This is a genomic window from Stenotrophomonas sp. CFBP 13725 (assembly GCF_014841935.1).
GTDB lineage: Bacteria > Pseudomonadota > Gammaproteobacteria > Xanthomonadales > Xanthomonadaceae > Stenotrophomonas.
In genome coordinates, this window is sequence record NZ_JACYUV010000004.1 from 300056 (window position 1) to 317730 (window position 17675).

Annotated in this window: 13 protein-coding genes; 12 read left to right on the forward strand and 1 reads right to left on the reverse strand. The window is 65.7% G+C overall.

Going from position 1 to position 17675, the window contains the following annotated elements; translation table 11 throughout:
• Window positions 1-78: 78 nt before the first annotated feature.
• The 5 genes from IFT65_RS09480 to IFT65_RS18865 all read left to right on the forward strand — a co-directional run bounded on the left by IFT65_RS09480 (window position 79) and on the right by IFT65_RS18865 (window position 8630).
• On the forward strand, window positions 79-1290 hold the full coding sequence (locus IFT65_RS09480) for a D-alanyl-D-alanine carboxypeptidase family protein (RefSeq protein ID WP_188326150.1): 1212 nt from the start codon (window positions 79-81) through the stop codon (window positions 1288-1290).
• A 479-nt stretch (window positions 1291-1769) separates the two neighbouring features.
• Window positions 1770-2192, forward strand: coding sequence for a hypothetical protein (locus IFT65_RS09485; protein ID WP_192081245.1), 423 nt, complete (start codon window positions 1770-1772; stop codon window positions 2190-2192).
• Window positions 2193-2389: 197 nt separating this feature from the next.
• On the forward strand, window positions 2390-5971 hold the full coding sequence (locus IFT65_RS09490) for an ESPR-type extended signal peptide-containing protein (protein WP_192081246.1): 3582 nt from the start codon (window positions 2390-2392) through the stop codon (window positions 5969-5971).
• Between the two features lie 205 nt (window positions 5972-6176).
• The gene (locus tag IFT65_RS09495) at window positions 6177-8381 is read left to right on the forward strand and encodes a YadA-like family protein (protein ID WP_192081247.1); all 2205 of its coding nucleotides are present in this window, start codon (window positions 6177-6179) and stop codon (window positions 8379-8381) included.
• A gap of 117 nt (window positions 8382-8498) precedes the next feature.
• Complete coding sequence (locus IFT65_RS18865) at window positions 8499-8630, forward strand: hypothetical protein (RefSeq protein ID WP_274602800.1); 132 nt, start codon at window positions 8499-8501, stop codon at window positions 8628-8630.
• A 110-nt stretch (window positions 8631-8740) separates the two neighbouring features.
• Here the strand turns inward: IFT65_RS18865 and IFT65_RS09500 are convergent, their stop codons facing one another.
• Window positions 8741-9802: a lipid A deacylase LpxR family protein gene (locus IFT65_RS09500; RefSeq protein WP_192081248.1), complete on the reverse strand. Its 1062-nt coding sequence runs from the start codon at window positions 9800-9802 to the stop codon at window positions 8741-8743.
• A gap of 269 nt (window positions 9803-10071) precedes the next feature.
• Between IFT65_RS09500 and IFT65_RS09505 the strand changes: the two genes are divergently transcribed.
• The 7 genes from IFT65_RS09505 (at window position 10072) to IFT65_RS09535 (ending at window position 17674) form a co-directional block, all read left to right on the forward strand.
• A complete protein-coding gene (locus IFT65_RS09505) occupies window positions 10072-11064 on the forward strand; it encodes a CsgG/HfaB family protein (RefSeq protein ID WP_188326155.1) in 993 nt (330 codons plus the stop codon).
• 148 nt (window positions 11065-11212) lie between these two features.
• Window positions 11213-11491, forward strand: a complete 279-nt coding sequence (locus tag IFT65_RS09510; protein WP_192081249.1) for a DUF493 family protein — start codon at window positions 11213-11215, stop codon at window positions 11489-11491.
• A 14-nt stretch (window positions 11492-11505) separates the two neighbouring features.
• The gene (gene lipB / locus IFT65_RS09515) at window positions 11506-12177 is read left to right on the forward strand and encodes a lipoyl(octanoyl) transferase LipB (protein ID WP_188327185.1); all 672 of its coding nucleotides are present in this window, start codon (window positions 11506-11508) and stop codon (window positions 12175-12177) included.
• Between the two features lie 42 nt (window positions 12178-12219).
• Window positions 12220-13233, forward strand: a complete 1014-nt coding sequence (gene lipA / locus IFT65_RS09520; RefSeq protein ID WP_192081250.1) for a lipoyl synthase — start codon at window positions 12220-12222, stop codon at window positions 13231-13233.
• Window positions 13234-13510: 277 nt separating this feature from the next.
• A complete protein-coding gene (locus IFT65_RS09525) occupies window positions 13511-15688 on the forward strand; it encodes a carboxy terminal-processing peptidase (RefSeq protein WP_192081251.1) in 2178 nt (725 codons plus the stop codon).
• 115 nt (window positions 15689-15803) lie between these two features.
• Window positions 15804-16379, forward strand: a complete 576-nt coding sequence (locus tag IFT65_RS09530; RefSeq protein ID WP_192081252.1) for a DUF2242 domain-containing protein — start codon at window positions 15804-15806, stop codon at window positions 16377-16379.
• Window positions 16380-16381: 2 nt separating this feature from the next.
• Complete coding sequence (locus IFT65_RS09535; RefSeq protein ID WP_192081253.1) at window positions 16382-17674, forward strand: hypothetical protein; 1293 nt, start codon at window positions 16382-16384, stop codon at window positions 17672-17674.
• The last annotated feature ends 1 nt before the right edge of the window (window position 17675 follow it).

A 17675-nucleotide genomic window follows, 5' to 3' on the forward strand; every position in this document is an offset into this window, starting at 1 on the left:
GACCGCCTACAATGGCGTTCGCGTTCACCATCTCGCCTATCCAGCCGTATTCCGGCCGCTCCAGGAGTCTGCAGTCCCATGAAATTCCGTTTCGCTGCCACCGCGCTGGCCGCCACCCTGGTGGTCGGTCTGGCCCATGCCCAGACCGCGCTGCCGACGCCGGCTGCCCCGGCAGCGGCCACTGCGCCGACTACCGTCGCCACGCCGCCCGCACCGGTGCCCAGCGTGTCCAAGGCCTGGATCCTGATGGATTACGCCTCCGGCCAGATCCTCGCCGGTGAGAACGTCGACGCCCAGTTGGCGCCGGCCAGCATCACCAAGGTGATGACCAGCTATGTCGTCGCGGCCGAGGTGAAGAACGGCAAGGTCAAGCCGGACGATCAGGTGATGATGAGCGAGCGCGCCTGGCGCGAAGGCGGCGCGGGCACGGATGGCAGCTACAGCGGCTTCCCGGTCAACCAGACGGCGCGTCTGGAAGACATGGAAAAGGGCATGGCGATCCAGTCCGGCAACGATGCCGCGATCGCCCTGGCCGAACACGTGGCCGGCAGCGAAGAAGCCTTCGCCTCGCTGATGAACAGCTATGCCGCCAAGATCGGCATGAAGAACTCGCACTTCGTCAATGCGCACGGCCTGACCGCCGAAGGTCATCACAGCACCGCACACGATCTGGCCCTGCTGGGCCGCGCTTTCGTGCGCGACTACCCGGAAACGTATGCCTACAACAAGGTGAAGGAATTCACCGTGGGCAACATCAAGCAGCCCAACCGCAACCTGCTGCTGTGGCGCGACGGCACGGTGGATGGCATCAAGACCGGCCATACCTCGGCGGCCGGTTACTGCCTGATGAGTTCAGCGCAGCGCGGTGACCAGCGCCTGATCGCAGTGGTGCTGGGCGGCGCGTCGGAAAAGCAGCGTGCCGATGACAGCCTGGCCCTGCTCAACTGGGGCTTCCGCTTCTTCGAGACTCACCGCCTGTATGAACCGGGCAAGGTCGTGGCCGAGCACAAGGTGTGGAAGGGCAAGGTCGACAACGTGCAGTTGGGTGTTGCGCAGCCGATGCTGGTCAGCCTGCCGCGTGGTCGCTACAACGATCTGAAGCCGAGCATCGACGTGCCCAAGAGCCTGACGGCGCCGTTCACTGCCGGCCAGCAGATCGGCACGCTGAAGGTGACCCTGGATGGCAAGGTCGTCGCGCAGGCGCCGCTGGTTGCGATCGCTGCTGTTGAAGAAGCTGGCTTCTTCAAGCGCCTGTGGGACAGCTTCTGGATGTGGTGGGAATCCGAATAATCCGGTAGCGACGGCCGCTGGCCGTCAAGCCGCGGCGCCGACCATGGCGCCAACCCAGGGTAGAGCCCACTTCANCAAGCCATGGCGCCCGGTAACCGGTAGCGCCGACCCATGGTCGGCGAGCGCAGCGGGCGGTTGGCGGATGAATTCCGCCGAGCACGGCGCGGCGCTACCGCACTCTTTACAGGTTGCCTGATAGACGCTTTCGTCCAAGCACCCGCACGCTGTGCAGGCTGGTTGCAACCGCACCAGCCGGGATTGGCATCCTGTAAGAGCGTTTTGTTGTCACAGACTCGATGCACGCAAAGCATTGAGCAGAATGCACCGACTTCCGCGTCTGCGGCGGACGGTGCGTGGGGGATCCCGGGATCCCGCCGGTATGTCTTTCTGTGGCGACACGCTCACCGGTATGCCAACCCGCACCGTCCGCCACCTTGCATTCCGGCAGGTGGCCCGCACGCACTGCGAGGTATCCCTGCATGCTTGAACGCCAGTCCGCCAACGCACGCTTGCACGCACTGATCGGCGACGCCGCCAACACGCTATCGCCGGCCCACATCCAGCGCATCGCCGACAAGCTGGCCGAGGCCGCAGCACCAGCCCCCCAGCCGGCGCTGCTGTCCCATCTGCAGGAAATGAAACCGGACCGCTGCGCCAACGGATCACCCTGGATGGAGCGTCGATTAAACGCGGGCCGCTGCAACGATATGGCCAGCGCCAGCCGCTGCCTGCACGGCCTGGCCAGCGTGCTGCGCCTGCTGCACGCCGCTCAGCTGACCGCCAGCGAAGCCGAGCTTGATCAGCAACTGGGTGCGTGTGAGATCGACGGTCTGCTGCACGCTGCGCGCTGTCTGGCGGATTCGGCTGCCAGCGCGCTACACGCCCCCACCATGGGCGTATGAGTCCCAGCCCCGCTGCTGCTGGAAACCCATACGAATCCGTAGGGAACGGGAGCGTGGCGGCGTTCTAGGACCGGACCGATGGGGTCAAAACACCCGAAAGAGAACGATGGCGTAATTCCGGAAACCCGGAACTCAGATAACGCCATCGCAGTCACCAGCACGACGGATCCCGTCGCGCACTCATCGGGAAAACCCTCATGAATGCTGTCTACAAACTGATCTTCAATCTTTCTACCGGGACGTGGGCCGCGGCCTCCGAGCTGACCTCATCGCGCGGCAAGAAGAGCCGCACCCGCCTTGCCGCCGCCATGGCCGTTGCCCTGGTGATGCCGGCCGGTGCCGCACTGGCTGCCGACTCGCCGACTGCGCTGCAGTGCGCGGTGAACGAAGCGGTCTCGGCCGACGGCCTGCGTTGCGAGGGATCGTCTTCGACGACAACCATGTCAGGCGGCATCGGCACCCAGCAGCTTGGGACACTTGAGGACAATCTGGCCTTCGGCGATCCCCGCGTCAACGGTTCCACCGCTCCCTCGGCATCGGGGGCCAATTCCGTTGCTCTCGGCCGCAACAGTCAAGCAACTGCCGTCAGTTCAACCGCACTAGGTTTTTCCGCCCTCGCTACGGGTGACGGCTCTACTGCAGCCGGTGTCACCGCCTCCGCAGCAGGCCTGAATTCCGTAGCGATGGGCCTCGCAGCCTCCGCTGGGGGGGATCGCGCCATTGGTATCGGCAATGGGGCCAACGCGAGTTTGAATGACGCCATTGCGATCGGCGATGCCTCGACAGCAAGTGCGGCTGACGCTATCGCAATCGGGTCCCAGCTCCGGAATGCAGGCGCCAGCTCAATCCTGCTGGGTAACAATTTCGTAGAGGTCGATGCCGGTAGCAGCGGTGCTTTTGTTGTTACGCCGCAAGGCGGTACTGCTAGTGCGTATGCAACTCCGGTCCTGAACTCCGCCAACGCAGTCGCTATTCTCGGCAGCGTGCAGAACGCAACGAACGGCGTCGCGATCGGTAGCGCCAGCTCGGCCACCGCAGCGGGTGCCGTGGCATTGGGTGCAGGCTCACTGGCAGACGTCGCCAACACCGTCTCGGTAGGCACTGCAGCCGCGCAGCGCAAGATCGTCAACATGGGCGCCGGCACCGCTGCGACCGATGCCGTCAACGTCAGCCAGCTGACCCCGGTCATTGCCGGTCTTGGCGGCGGCGCGAATATCAACGCCGCCGGCGTTGTCACCGGCCCGAACTATGCCTTCAAGGACGGCACGATCTACAACAATGTCGGCGGTGCGCTGGGTGATCTGGATACGCGTGTCAGCGGCATGGCCGCCGGCGTCGGCTTGGTCAGCTACGACGTGGACAGCGAGACGGTGCAGGTCGCAAAGGACATCAGCGGCGGTTCGGTCAGCTTCGCCGGTCAGGGCGGGGCATCACGCGTCGTCTCGGGTGTGGCCAACGGCAGTGTGGCCGCAGGCAGCACGCAGGCCATCAACGGCTCGCAGTTGAACACCACCAACGGCCGCATCACCACCCAGACCGCGCGCGTGGGTGCGATCAGCAGCGGCGTCGCAGCTGCACTGGGCGGCAGTGCGGCCATCGATCCCATCACTGGTGTGGTGACCGCGCCGAGCTACAGCGTGGGCAGCAACGTTTACAACAACGTCGGCGATGCCCTCACCAACATTGATGGCCGCACCACTAACAACACGACCAGTATTGACGGCAACACGACCGCCATCAGCAAGCTCAACAACGGCACGGCCGGTCTGGTGCAGCAGGTCGATGCGGATGCAGAACTGACCGTGGGCAAGGACACCGGTGGCGCTGCCGTCAACTTCGCCGGCACCAGCGATGACCGCAAGCTGATCGGTGTTGCCGCCGGCACGGTAGGTGCCGCCAGCAACGAAGCAATCAACGGTTCGCAGCTGTACGGCACCGCCCAGAGCGTGGCTGATAGCCTGGGTGGCAATTCCGCAGTCGGCACAGATGGCACCATCACCAAGCCGGTCTACAACATCGGTGGCAGGGACTACACCGGCGTGGGTGAAGGCTTCAAGGCGGTGGACAAGCGCATGGACGGCCTGATCGGCGGCACCGAAGGTCTGGTGACCTACGACGATTCCACCGGCACGGTCAACGTGGCCACCGGCAAGGATGGCACCAAGGTGAACTTCGCCGGCAATGATGTGGATCGCACGCTGAGCGGCGTGGCCCGCGGCATGGCCGAAAACGATGCGGCCAACATCGCCCAGCTGAAGGATGTGACGGCTGGCCTGGGTGGCAATGCAACCGTCAACCCGGACGGCACCATCACCGGCCCGACCTACAGGATTGGCGCTGCTGGCACTGAGTACAACAACGTCGGTGATGCCCTCACCAACATCGATGGCCGCACCACGACCAACGAAGGCAACATCACCACCATCAACACCCGTCTGGACGGGCTGGCCGATGGCACCGTGGGTCTGGTGCAGCAGGCCGGTACGGATGCAGAACTGACCGTAGGCAAGTCCACCGGTGGTGCTGCGGTCAACTTCGCCGGCAGCAGCGGTGACCGCAAGCTGACCGGCGTGGCCGCTGGCGACCTGACCGACACCAGCTCCGATGCGGTGAACGGTTCGCAGCTGAAGGCGACCAATGACCGTGTGGCTGTCAACGAGAACGACATCACCAACCTGGATGGTCGCGTTACCACCAACGAAGGTGATATCACCAACCTCAACACCGTCGTGCAGGACCTGTCCAACGGCACCGCGGGCCTGGTGAAGCAGGATTCGCCCAACGGCGATGTCAGCATCGCGGCGGGCACCGGCGGTACGGTGGTCAAAGTGGGTGGCGCTGCAGGGCCGCGTCGTCTGAGCGGTGTGGAAAATGGCATGGCCGACACCGACGCGGCGACCATCGCACAGCTGAGGGCCTCTGGCCTGGTTGATCGGGATGGCGAAGCACTGGGTGCGGTGGTGTACGACGACATGAGCCTGGCTCGTGCCACCTTGGGCGGCAGCAGAGGTACGGTGCTCGGCAATGTCGGCAATGGTCTGATCGGCGCGGGCAGCATGGAAGCCATCAACGGTGGCCAGCTGTTCCAGATGAATGCCGATTGGGAATCGAAGTGGTCTGCACTGGATGGCCGCGTGGGCACCATCGAACGTGGCGTGGGCGACGGTTCGATCGGCGGTCCGGGCCAGGGTGCGGGTCCGGGTCCGGCCCCGGGTGAAGGCATGATCGGTGCCGGTGAGGGTGCAGGTTCGATCGTGATCGGCGACGGTACCCCGGGTGGTGCCGGTGCAGCGGGCGGCGACGGTGCAGTCGCCATCGGCGGCGGTTCCTCGGCGGCCGGCAAGGACTCGGTGGCCATTGGTAGCGGCTCCATCGCTGACCGTGAGCGCGAAGTGTCTGTCGGTGCCCCGGGTGCAGAGCGCGTCATCGGCAACGTGGCCGCTGGTACGCGTCCGACCGATGCGGTCAACCTGAAGCAGATGGATGACCGCTTCGCTGCCGAGCGTGACTGGAGCAACAGCCGCTTCCAGGCCGTTGACAAGCGTATCGACCGCATGGGCGCAATCAGCGCTGCATACGCCGGTATGGCCATCAATACCGCAGGCCTGAACGGTGACAACCGCGTCGGTGCCGGTATCGGCTCGCAGAACGGCCGCAGTGCACTGGCCGTGGGTTACCAGCGCATCCTGGGCGAGAAGAAGAACGTCTCGGTCTCGCTGGGTGGTGCCTTCAGTGGCAGCGACCAGAGCGTGTCGGCCGGTGCCGGTTTCAGCTGGTAAGCAAGTGCGATGACCGCACGGCAGGCTTGATGCTGCTGTGACGTGATGGCCCGCGATCCTTGGATCGCGGGCCATTTTTTTTGTTCTACAACAGTGTGGGACCCGTCCGATGGGGGCCGGAAATTCACCGCCCGATACTCATCCCTCTCCATTTTCCCTCAGCGCGCCGTCCATCGACAGTGCGCTGGCGCCTAGAGGCTGCCCCTTGATCGAACATTCCCCCTCCCGCAGCATCCGTGCTGCATCGCGCGCGCACTGGCAGCTGTCCCGTGTACAGCGTCGGCTGGCCATCAGTGTGGTGTTGGCGCTGCCGCCATTGGCGGCTCTTGTTCCCGGTGCTGCATCGGCGCAGGTGATCCCCACGGGCGGCACGCTGTCGCTGTGCCCCAACGGGGCCCTGGGTGGCAGCGGCCGGCTATGGACGCATGCCGGCACCAACAGCGCCTCGGCCTGTGGTGGGTACTTTTCCTTCGCGCTGGCCAACGGCTCCGGTGCCATCGGATCCAACGGCTCCTTCCAGTCCAGTTCTCTCGTACAGGGATTCACTGACGGGCGGTTGCTGCTGCGCGGCAACGCGGGCGTCGCTATCGAAGGGCCGGCCACGTTCAATTCAGCGGCCAATTTCACCAACCACCGGATCAGCGGACTGGCCGACGGCGCTGCCGCCACCGATGCGGTTAACCTGCGGCAGCTCAACGCCGCAGTGAGCACCGCAACCGGTTCTGAATACATTGCCTTCGGTGCGCCGATCAACGGCGTGGCGCCGGTGGGCGCACACACGGCGTTCGCCGCCGGCGGCGTGGCGATCGGCGACGGCGCCAACGCCGGTACCGCGTACAACGCCAGGGGCGCGGTGGCCATCGGCGCCAACAGCCTGGTGACCTATGCCGGTGGCATCGCGATCGGTGAGGGCGCAAGGGCCGGCTTCGGCAGGATTACCCCCAATGGCGCGGTCGCTATCGGTCGCGACAGCTCTGTCACTGCTGATGGATCGCTCGCCCTGGGCACCGGTGCCACGGTGTCGACCCAGTTGGCCACCAACAGTGTGGCACTGGGCGCATCCAGTCTGGCCGATCAGGCCAACACCGTATCTGTGGGCAACGCCGGGACCGGTCTTCAGCGCCGCATCGTCAACCTGGCCGCCGGTACGTTGTCATCGGGCAGCACCGATGCAGTGAATGGTTCGCAGCTGTTCGCTACCAACGAGCGGGTAGGCAAACTGGAAAACGGTGATTTCGGCCTGGTGTCCTTCGACGCCGCGCGCGGTAGTGTGGATGTTGCCACGGCCAAGGGCGGTGACCGGGTCAACATTGCCGGCACGGCAGGCAGGCGCCGTCTTGGCGGGTTGGCCAATGGCCTACAGGATGACGAGGCGGTCACCATCGCCCAGCTGAAGGCAGCAGGCGTGCTGGACCCGGCCAGCGGCACGCTTCTCAGTGCGGTGACCTACGACGACACCAGCCTGGCGAGCGCGCGCTTGGGTGGCACCCGTGGCACCATCATCAACAATCTAGCCGATGGTCAAGTCGCTGCCGGCAGCATGCAGGCGATCAACGGTGGGCAGCTGTTCCAGGCACTGAGCAATACTGCCAGCCTGCTCGGCGGTGGCGCGAGCGTGGGCCTGCAGGGTGCGTTCGTCGCACCAACCTATTCGATCCAGAACAGCGCCTATCACAACGTGGGCGACGCATTGGGTGCGCTGGACCGCAAGGTCAGCGAGATCGATCAGCGCGTGGCGGGTGCCGGACCGGCGCGTGTCGGCACGCTGGATGCGGCATCGTCAGCGGGGTCGTCAGCGGCACGCACACCGTCCGCGGCGGCATCGGCAGCAGAAGTGGCAGCGTCTGCTTCTGCCACGCCGACGCCCTCTGCAGTGATCGGCACCAGGGCGGTGACCTTGGGCGATGGCGCGGTGGCCACTGCGGACAATTCAGTCGCCTTGGGCAAGGGCTCGGTGGCTGACCGGCCAAACTCGGTATCGGTGGGCAGCGCTGGCAACGAGCGTCAGTTGACCCATGTGGCCGAGGGTACCGCAGACACCGATGGGGTCAACAAGGGCCAACTGGACCGCGGCGTGGCCTCGGCCAATAGTTACACCGATGGAAAAGTGGGTGCGCTCAACGACAGCTTTGAAGGGCTGCGCGGTGAAGTGGATGGCCGCCTGCGCAACATGGACCGTCGCATTGATCGACAGGGTGCGATGAGCGCGGCCATGCTCAACATGGCCACCAGCGCCGCCGGCGTGCGCACCGACAATCGGGTCGGCGTGGGTGTGGGCTTCCAGGGAGGTGAATCGGCGCTGTCGGTGGGTTACCAGCGTGCGCTGAGTGATCGTGCGACGGTGACGCTGGGCGGTGCCTTGAGCGGAGACGATGCGTCGGTCGGCTTCGGTGCGGGTTTCGGCTGGTAAGACCGCAGCATGCCGGCTCACCTGCGATCAAGAGATCGCAGGTGAGTGCGGCGGCGCCGCCAAGCAAAGACGACCGGTCTGATGGGCGCTTGCTGGGCTGATTGCAACGATCAGGTCATGAACAGGATCACACCCGTACTTCAGTTCGTCTGCCGCTTCACGTTGGTGTTTGCCGAGGAGTTCACTGCACGCCGTCGTCGGCGCTCGCTGCGGCGCAGGCCGTTGCGTCGGCTGTCACGCCGCGACTGAGCGCCGCCTCGCTGCTGCGCTCGCCGAGCATGGCTCGGCGCTACCGGTGGGGCGGCACGTGGCGCCGAGCCGTGGTCGGCGGATCGTGGATCGGCGTGGATCGGCGCCGGTTACAAGCTGCGGCTGATGGTGAAGCTGCCGAAGATCGGCGACTGCCGCTGGCCGTCGAATTCTTTGGTGCTGTGGTAACGCGCCACGGCGAATTTCCAGCGGCCCCGCATCACGGCCACGCCGTAGCCGCCCTGTGCGACCACGTGCTTCTTGTCGACGCTGTGGCTGTTGCGGAAGGTGTTGCCGTCCAAGGTGATATCGCGGATCACCCACGCCGCGTCAGTGGTGGCGAACAGATGCCATGACCAGCCACTCGGCCGGCCGCCACGCGACGGTGAGGTGTTTTCACCGGCCGGGCGTAGCGGGGTGCTGCCGAAGTCATCGGGCAGCTTCCAGCCGAAGCGCACTTCGCCGCCCGCGTTCAGGTGGGTGGCCAGGTTGCCGACGGCGCCGCCGTAATGGCTGATCGCGTCCCAGCCCCAGCCGCTGGCATTGTCCGTGGCATCGCGCGGCCAGCGGTTCATCCGCTCGTGGGTGAGCATCAGCACGGGTTCGTTGTGCAGTTGGTTGTCCCAGCCCTGGAATTTGTCGTCTTCCAGCAGGTCATGCACGGCGTCCTGTACTTCCTTGCCCTGCGCCCAGGGCCCGACCACGCCGAAGGTCAACTGGGTGGTCTGCAGGTAGTTCCCGCTGCGGGCGTTGTAGCCGAAGCTGCCGACCAACACGCCGGCATACGGGCGGTCATCTTCGATCACGTCGCGGCGGGTGAAGTCGGTCGGGGTGAAAATGCCCTGGGCGACGCTGAAGATCATGTTCTGCTGTTCGAACTCGCCCGGGTGCAGGGCCTCCAGATGGCGGTTCACCCAGCGCGCCATGCGCGGCAGGCACGGGTCGTTGGTGAAGTCGACCAGATTCGGCGAGACAAAGGTGATCTGCGCCCCGTTGGTATATCCCTGATCCTGGTCGGCACCGCCGAGCAGGTCGTTGTCCACGCGGAAGTTGATCTGCGGGGGATGGTCAGCCAACGCGCTCTGGCTGCACTGTTCGGCGGCGTGGAGGGGGAGGGCCACGGCCAGCAGGCCGGTCAGTCCGATAGCTGCTGCAATGCGCGTAGGGTGCATGGGATTCCAAGATGGATTTTTGTCGTTTCTCGCGCATTCACGGTATCGCCTATGTGAAGGCAGGTCGATGACGTCACATGCATTGCTCTGTTCTGTGCCCCGACCCCCTCGGGCCGGCGTTCAGCTGAGGTTGCCGTTGGGCAGGCGGTGTCTTATCCTCTGCGCCGGCGCCCCGGCGCTTTCAAGGATCCTGGCCTGCCGCCACCGGCCTCTCTCAACCCAATGGATTGCGCTTTGCCCGCAACGGGCCAGAGCGCTGGACAACAGAAATGACCCAACAGAATTCGTTCGCCACCCTCGTGGTCACCGCCGTGCTGGGCGTCGGCCTGATGGCTGTCAGTGCCCCGGCGTCTGCCGGTCTGCGGGACAGCTTCGCGTCCAGCCGCACCTCCGCCCAGGAACAGGGCAAGCAGGGACAGGCGCAGATTCCGGTCTGCAGCAAACCGCTCGGCTCGATCTCGGTGATCGAACCGGAGGACACGGTGAACTGGTGGACCGGCCAGCAGCTGCCGGCGCCGTCCAAGCTGATCAAAGTATTCGTCAACAAGTCCAAGTGCTTCACCCTGGTGGACCGCGGCGTGGGCATGGCCGCCGCACAGGCCGAACGCGCGCTGGCGTCGGAAGGCGAGCTGCGTGGCCGCTCGAACATCGGCAAGGGCCAGATCCGCGCTGCCGACTATGTCCTGGTGCCGGACCTGATCTCGCAGAACAACAATGCCAGCGGCAACGCCATCGGCGGCCTGCTGGGTGGGCTGATCGGCGGCAAGGCGGGCGCGGTGGTGGGTGGGCTGAACTTCCGTAGCAAGACGGCCGACGTCACCCTGACCCTGACCGATGTGCGTTCGTCCGAGCAGGTCGCCATCGTCGAGGGCAATTCCAAGAAGACCGACCTCGGCTGGGGCGCCAGTGGCGGCCTGTTCGGCGGCGGCGGCATCGGCGCGATGGGCGTGGGCGGTTATGCCAACACGGAGCTCGGTCAGGTGATCACCTTGGCCTACCTGCAGGCGTACACCAACATGGTGGCCGAGCTGGGTGGCCTGCCGGAGAACGCGTCCGCCGCCAACAGCAGCCAGGCGGTGACCATGCTGAAAGCCGGTCGTCTGCTGGCCAATGCGAAGGGCACCGGCGCGTCGGTACGCGACCTGGAGCCGGGCATGCTGCTGTACCCGACCGGCGTCAAGGAAGGCACCATGTGGGAAGTGGAAGATGAAATGGGCAACAAGGGGTGGGTCAATTCGACCTTGATGCAGCTGGCCAAGTAAGGGCAGTCACCTGCCGAACGCCCGCTGCGCTCGCCGACCTTGGGTCGGCGCTACCCAGGATATCGGTAGCGCCGCGCCTCGCCCGGCGAACGCAGCGGGGTTCATCGCCCCCCTTGGGTTTGATCTTCACCAGCCCGATAATGGGCGGATGGAAATCAAATCCGACAATCCCGAACACGGCTTCCAGTTTCCCGGCACGTTCGAGCTCAGCGCCATGGGCCCGGCCAACTCCGGTCTTGAAGTGGAACTCCCCAGGCTGTTGCTTGCGGCCGGCATCGAGGTGCTGACCGAACAGATCAGCTGGAAACACTCGTCCAACGGCAAGTACGTGTCCGTGCGCATGGCGTTCGCCGCCCGCGACCGCGCCCAGTACGACCTGGCCCACGAGGTGCTGCGCGAGCACCCGGAAGTAAAGTGGACGATCTAGCGCCAACGGCGGTAGTGACGGCCGCTGGCCGTCAGCCGCAGCCTGCCATCGTCCGTGATCTCGGCCGCCAAGCGTACGAGCCGGTGTGGCGCGCAATGCAGCGTTTCACCGACGAACGAAGCGACGACACCCTGGATGAGCTGTGGGTGGTCGAGCACGATCCGGTGTTCACCCTCGGCCAGGCCGGCAAACCCGAACATGTGCTGGCCCCCGGCGACATCCCGGTAGTGCAGGTGGACCGCGGCGGGCAGGTGACCTATCACGGCCCCGGCCAGATCGTGGTCTACCCGCTGTTGCGACTGCCGCGGCTGGGCATCGGCGTGCGCGACTATGTGTGCCGGATCGAACAGGCCATCATCGATACGCTGGGCGAGTGGAACATCGGCGCCGAGCGCCGGGACGGCGCCCCCGGTGTGTACGTTGGCGGGGCGAAGGTCGCTGCGCTGGGTATCCGCGTGCGGCGTGGCTGCACGTTCCATGGCCTGGCCTTCAATGTCGCCATGGATCTGGAGCCGTTCCACCGCATCAACCCCTGTGGCTACGAAGGGCTGCGGGTGACCACGATGGTAGACTTGGGGGGTCCGTCCGGCCTGGCCGCCGTCACGCCGGTGCTGCTGGACCAGCTGGCCCGCCAGTTCGGCCTGCTGCTGCAGCCGACGCCGGACCTGCCCGATTTGTCCGCTTGACTTGAACTGACACCATGCGGCCGCGTTGCCGCCGGGAACATCATGACCGAACAGACTGCCCGCTCCATTCCCCTGCAGATGCTGCAGGGCGAACCCGCTCCCGCCGCCGCGCCCCTGCAGGCAGGCGTCAAACAGCTGGGCGGCGACAAGATCAACCGCTCGCCGGTGCAGTTCGCCGATGCCCCGGTGCTGCGCAAGCCGTCGTGGATCCGTGTGCGCATTCCTTCGGGCAATGCCGTGCAGAACCTGAAGGCCAAGCTGCGTGAGAACCGTCTGGTGACGGTCTGCGAAGAGGCCAGCTGCCCGAACATCCACGAGTGCTTCAGCCATGGCACGGCCACGTTCATGATCCTGGGCGAGGTCTGCACCCGACGCTGCTCGTTCTGCGACGTGGCGCATGGCCGGCCGAAGCCGCCCGATGCCAGTGAACCGGCGACCCTGGGCCAGACCGTGGCCGACATGGGGTTGAAGTATGTAGTGGTGACCAGCGTTGATCGCGATGACCTGCGCGACGGTGGTGCCCAGCACTTTGTGGATTGCATCACCGCCATCCGTGCGAAATCCCCGGGCACCCGTATCGAAGTGCTGACCCCGGACTTCCGGGGCAAGGGCCGCATGGAGCGCGCGCTGGAGATCCTGGCGCAGAATCCGCCGGACGTGTTCAACCACAACATCGAGACGGTGCCGGACCTGTACCGCAACGTGCGGCCGGGTGCGGACTACCAGTGGTCGCTGACCCTGCTGAAGAACTTCAAGGCGCAGCATCCGGGCGTGCCGACCAAGAGCGGCATCATGCTGGGGCTGGGCGAAGAGTTCGAGCAGATCAAGGCCACAATGCGCGACCTGCGTGCGCACGACGTGGACATGATCACCATCGGCCAGTACCTGCAGCCGACCGCCCACCACCATCCGGTGCTGAAGTACTGGACGCCGGAAGACTACAAGGCGCTGGAAGACTACGGCTACGCGCTGGGATTCAGCCATGTGGCGTCCGGCCCGATGGTGCGCTCGTCGTACCACGCCGACGTGCAGGCCAGGGGCGCTGGCGTCGCCTGACGCTCTGCGCCGCTGCGCTCGCCGACCATGGGTCGGCGCTACCAGGGATTGCTCGCCGACCGTGGGTCGGCGTTACCGGAGCTCAGCGACCCCTGGGCGGCGTGCGCAGCGGGCCGTTCGCGGAAAAGCCGCTCGTTCACAATTTGCTACAGGCACCGGTCTACGCTGGAAATCCGCGTTGCATGAACGCGGGTGACAAAGCGCGCAACTTTCGGCACTGTCGTGGTGTCTGAAATGCACGCAGTCTTCCTTTCGGCAAGGTGCCCTGAGCAACTCCATGAAATTCAAAGCCCCCGTATTCCTGATTGCCCTGGCACTGACTGCCCCGTTGTCGCTGGCCGCGCAGGCGGATGCCCCCGCGCTGCCGTCGGCGGCCACGGCCGATCAGGCGACCACCTCCAAGCTTGTGTATGGGCTGCTCTCCGACAGCCGGTACGCTTATCGGCCGCGTGCGCTCGACGAAGCCACGTCCAAGGACGTATTCAAGCGCTACCTGGAGTCGCTGGATGGCGGCAAGCAGTTCTTCACCCAGGCGGACGTGGCGAAATTCGCCCCGTTCGAGGCGGGCATCGCCACGGCCATCCGGGGCGGCGAGCTGGAGCCGGCTTTCCAGGTGTTCGCGGTGTACAAGCAGCGCGTTGCGCAGCGCGTGGGCTATGCCCGCAGCCTGCTCAAGCGCGAGCCTGATTTCAGCACCGACGAGCGGTTCGAGTACGACCGCAAGGATGTGCCGTGGGCGGCCAGTGACGCCGAGCTGGACGAGCTGTGGCGCAAGTCGGTCAAGAATGACTGGCTGCGACTGAAGCTGGCCGGCAAGAAGCCGGATGAGATCCGCACCACGCTGGACAAGCGTTACGCCACGCTGGAAAAGTCGGTGGGCGAGCTGAAGGGCGAGGACGTGTTCCAGTTCTTCCTCAACGCCTATACCAGTGCCGTCGACCCGCATACCGATTACTTCACCCCGCGCACGGCCGAGAACTTCAACCAGGCGATGTCGCTGTCGCTGGAAGGCATCGGCGCGCAGCTGCAGCGCCAGGACGACATGGTGGTGATCCGCGAGATCATTGCCGGCGGCCCGGCTGCAGTGAATGGCAAGCTCAAGCCCGGTGACCGGATCGTCGGCGTCGGCCAGGGCACCTCGGGTCCGATCGAAGATGTGATCGGCTGGCGTATCGACGACGTGGTCGCCAAGATCCGCGGCAGCAAGGACACCCAGGTGCGGTTGGAGTTCATCCCGGCCGAAGAAGGCGTGGACGGCAAGCACCACACGCTGGTGCTGACGCGCCAGAAGGTGCGCCTGGCCGAACAGGCTGCCAAGGGCGAAACCCTGACGATCCCGGGCAAGGACGGCGAGCCCGCGCGCAAGGTCGGCGTCATCAAGCTGCCCACGTTCTATCAGGATTTCGAAGGACGCCGTCGCAACGCGACCGACTACGCCTCCGCCACCCGCGACGTCGCCAAGCTGCTGGCCGGCTTCAAGACCGACAAGCTGGATGGTGTGGTGCTGGACCTGCGCAACAACGGCGGTGGTTCGCTGGACGAAGCGATCGAGCTCACCGGTCTGTTCATTGAACAGGGCCCGGTGGTGCAGGTGCGTGAGTCGGGTGGCCGCGTCACCGTCAACAGCGACCGCAGTGAAGTGGTGGCGTGGGACGGCCCGCTGGCGGTGTTGATCAACCGCGGCTCGGCCTCGGCGTCGGAGATCTTCGCCGGCGCCATCCAGGATTACGGCCGCGGGCTGGTGATCGGTGAAACAACCTTCGGCAAGGGCACGGTGCAGAACATCGTCGACCTGGATCGTTGGCCGAGTGGCGACAGCCAGCGCTTCGGCCAGGTGAAACTGACCATCGCCCAGTTCTTCCGCGTCAGCGGCAGCAGCACGCAGCACAAGGGCGTGGTGCCGGATCTGGCTTTCCCGGCCAGCGTGGATGCCAGCGAGTACGGCGAAAGCACCTACGACAACGCGTTGCCGTGGACCCGCATCGCCGCCGTGCCGCATACCCAGTACGGCAATTTCGGTCCGTTGCTGCCGAAGCTGGAAACCCGCCATGACACGCGCATCGCGGCCGACAAGGAATTCCAGTGGTGGAACGAAGATGTCGAGCAGTTCCGTGCGGAGAAGGCGAAGAAGTACATCTCGCTGAACGAAGCGGAGCGTCGCACCGAGCGTGAACGCCAGGACAAGCAGCGCACGGACCGCCAGGCGGTACGCAAGGAGCTCGGGCTGGATCTGGATCCGCTGGCCGATGACAGCAACGATGACGGCCTGACCGGCAACGAGCGCGACATCGTCAAGGATGCCGCACGCGAAAAGGCCGCCGAGAAGCGCCCGGACCCGCTGCTGCGCGAGTCTGCTTCGATCCTGGCCGATGCCGTGAATCTGCTGGAAGTGGACCGCCCGCTGTCGGCCCAGGTGCTGCCGCAGTCCACCGGTGCTGGCCGCTGGGCAGACTGAGTAGTGAACCAGGGGCCCTTTCGCCACCGCGAAAGGGCCTTTCCCCCGGCATCCCTGACCTCACGCCAACAGGCACCCGGCTACCCTCATGCCGATGGATCTGCCCGGAGTTCCCATGCGCCCCTGCCTTCCGTTCCTCGCTGCCCTCACTACGCTGACGCTCAGCGCCTGCGGTGGCGGTCGTGCGGCTGACAGCATGCTGCTGCGCGAGTCGTTCGATTCCGGCGACATGTACTCCCGTACCGTCGATGGATCCCCCGGCGAAGCCTGCGAAGCGGCGCGCCGCACGTTGCTCAGCCAGGGGTATGCGATCGCGCGTGCCGACAACACTGCCGTGGAAGGCAGCAAGAACTTCCAACCGCGCGATGATGACCACGAGCAGCTGGTCCTGCGGATATCCTGCGCGCCGCGTGCCGACCAGGCACTGGTCTTCGTCAGCGCGGTGCAGGATCGCTATGCACTCAAGAAAAGCCCGACCTCGGCCAGCGTGGGCGTGGGTGCCTTGGGCTCGGTGTCGCTGCCTTTCGGCAGCAATGATGATTCGCTGGTCAAAGTAGCCAGCAGTACGGTGCAGGATGGCGATTTCTACGGTCGTTTCTTCCAGCGCCTGCAGCAGTACCTGCCGGTGACCGCACCTGCGGCCGCCACGCCGTCGCCGCCGGCCGACACGGTGGACGACGGACTGCGCTGAGCATGCGCGCAGTAGCGAGCCTGCTGGGCGTGTTGCTGGCCATGCCGGCGATCGCTGCGCCCGTGCCTGCGGACTGCATGCAGGGGCTGCTGGAGCGGCTGGGATGGCGCTTCACGGATGCGTCGATCAGCACGCCTGTCGTACAGGGCGGGCCGGTCTGCACACGTGCTGACCTGCAGGACGCACGCGCCCACGGTGACCTCCAAGTGGTCCTGCCCCTGCAGTTGGACCCGCCCTCGCGGACGGCCCTCATGCAACAGCTTCTGGACGATCCCGCCACGCTGTGCGCCTATGCGATGCGCGTGGGTGACGCCGCGCGGCAGGCGGCCCACGCGCTTGAAGACAATGAAGGCTACCGGTTCTCCGGCCTCCAACTGGGCTGGATCGGTTTCGGTCTGCGGGGGGCGGCTGACCAGGGGTGGGAGCGCACGCGCAGCTTCGGCCGTGGCTACCAGCCTGTTGCCCGCAACAGCGCGGCAATGGACGCCTTCTACCACGGTGCGGTACGCAGCGAATGCGGGGTTGGCCGCCAGGTGGCCCAGCTGGCGACACAGCGCGAACTGCATGGCGATGCAGGCTTCGATCAGGCGTTCACTGCGGGCGAGGTGAGCATTGGCACCTTCGTTGGCCTGCACGACACCGACAGCATCCTGCTCGGCCGCCAGGCCACTGAACCGTTCGCGGATGGCAAAGCGGTGCGGACCGCGGCGATGGGGCGACAGGCGTTCATGGGCGCGCCGGGCTACATCACCCATGCCTTCGGCCGCGACACGCTGGATGACCTCAACAACCAGGCCGAGAACTTCATCGTGGTGGACGTGGGTGCCGAGGCCGCCGAGGCGCTGCGTGTGCACGGCGGACTGGGCTGGTATGACGAGCGCAACCAGGCGCTGTGGGCGCTGTCCGGGCAGATACCCCGACGCGGCGTGCGCTTCTTCGAGCGCCTGCTGGCGGAGCGCGATCCGTCGCTGCGCGCGTCGCTGACCGTGGACGAAGCCGCGCTGGTAGCGCGCATGGACGCCCTGCTGGACGATCCGTTCTACCGGCAGTTCCTGATCTTCGTCCACCCGCGCGGTATAAAACCCATCGGCTTCCATATCGCGCGCCTGCTGGACCGTAATCCGCGGACGCCGTTCACCGTGGAGCTGACGATGCACACACTGCACACCTCGCTGTATCGGCGCTGGCAGCAGGCGCAGTTGCGCCACTGCGCGGTGACCGGCATGCCAGGCAGCCTGACTTCTGATTCCGGATCGCAGGGCGCACCCCGCCCCGGTCCCCCAACGCAAAGGTGAA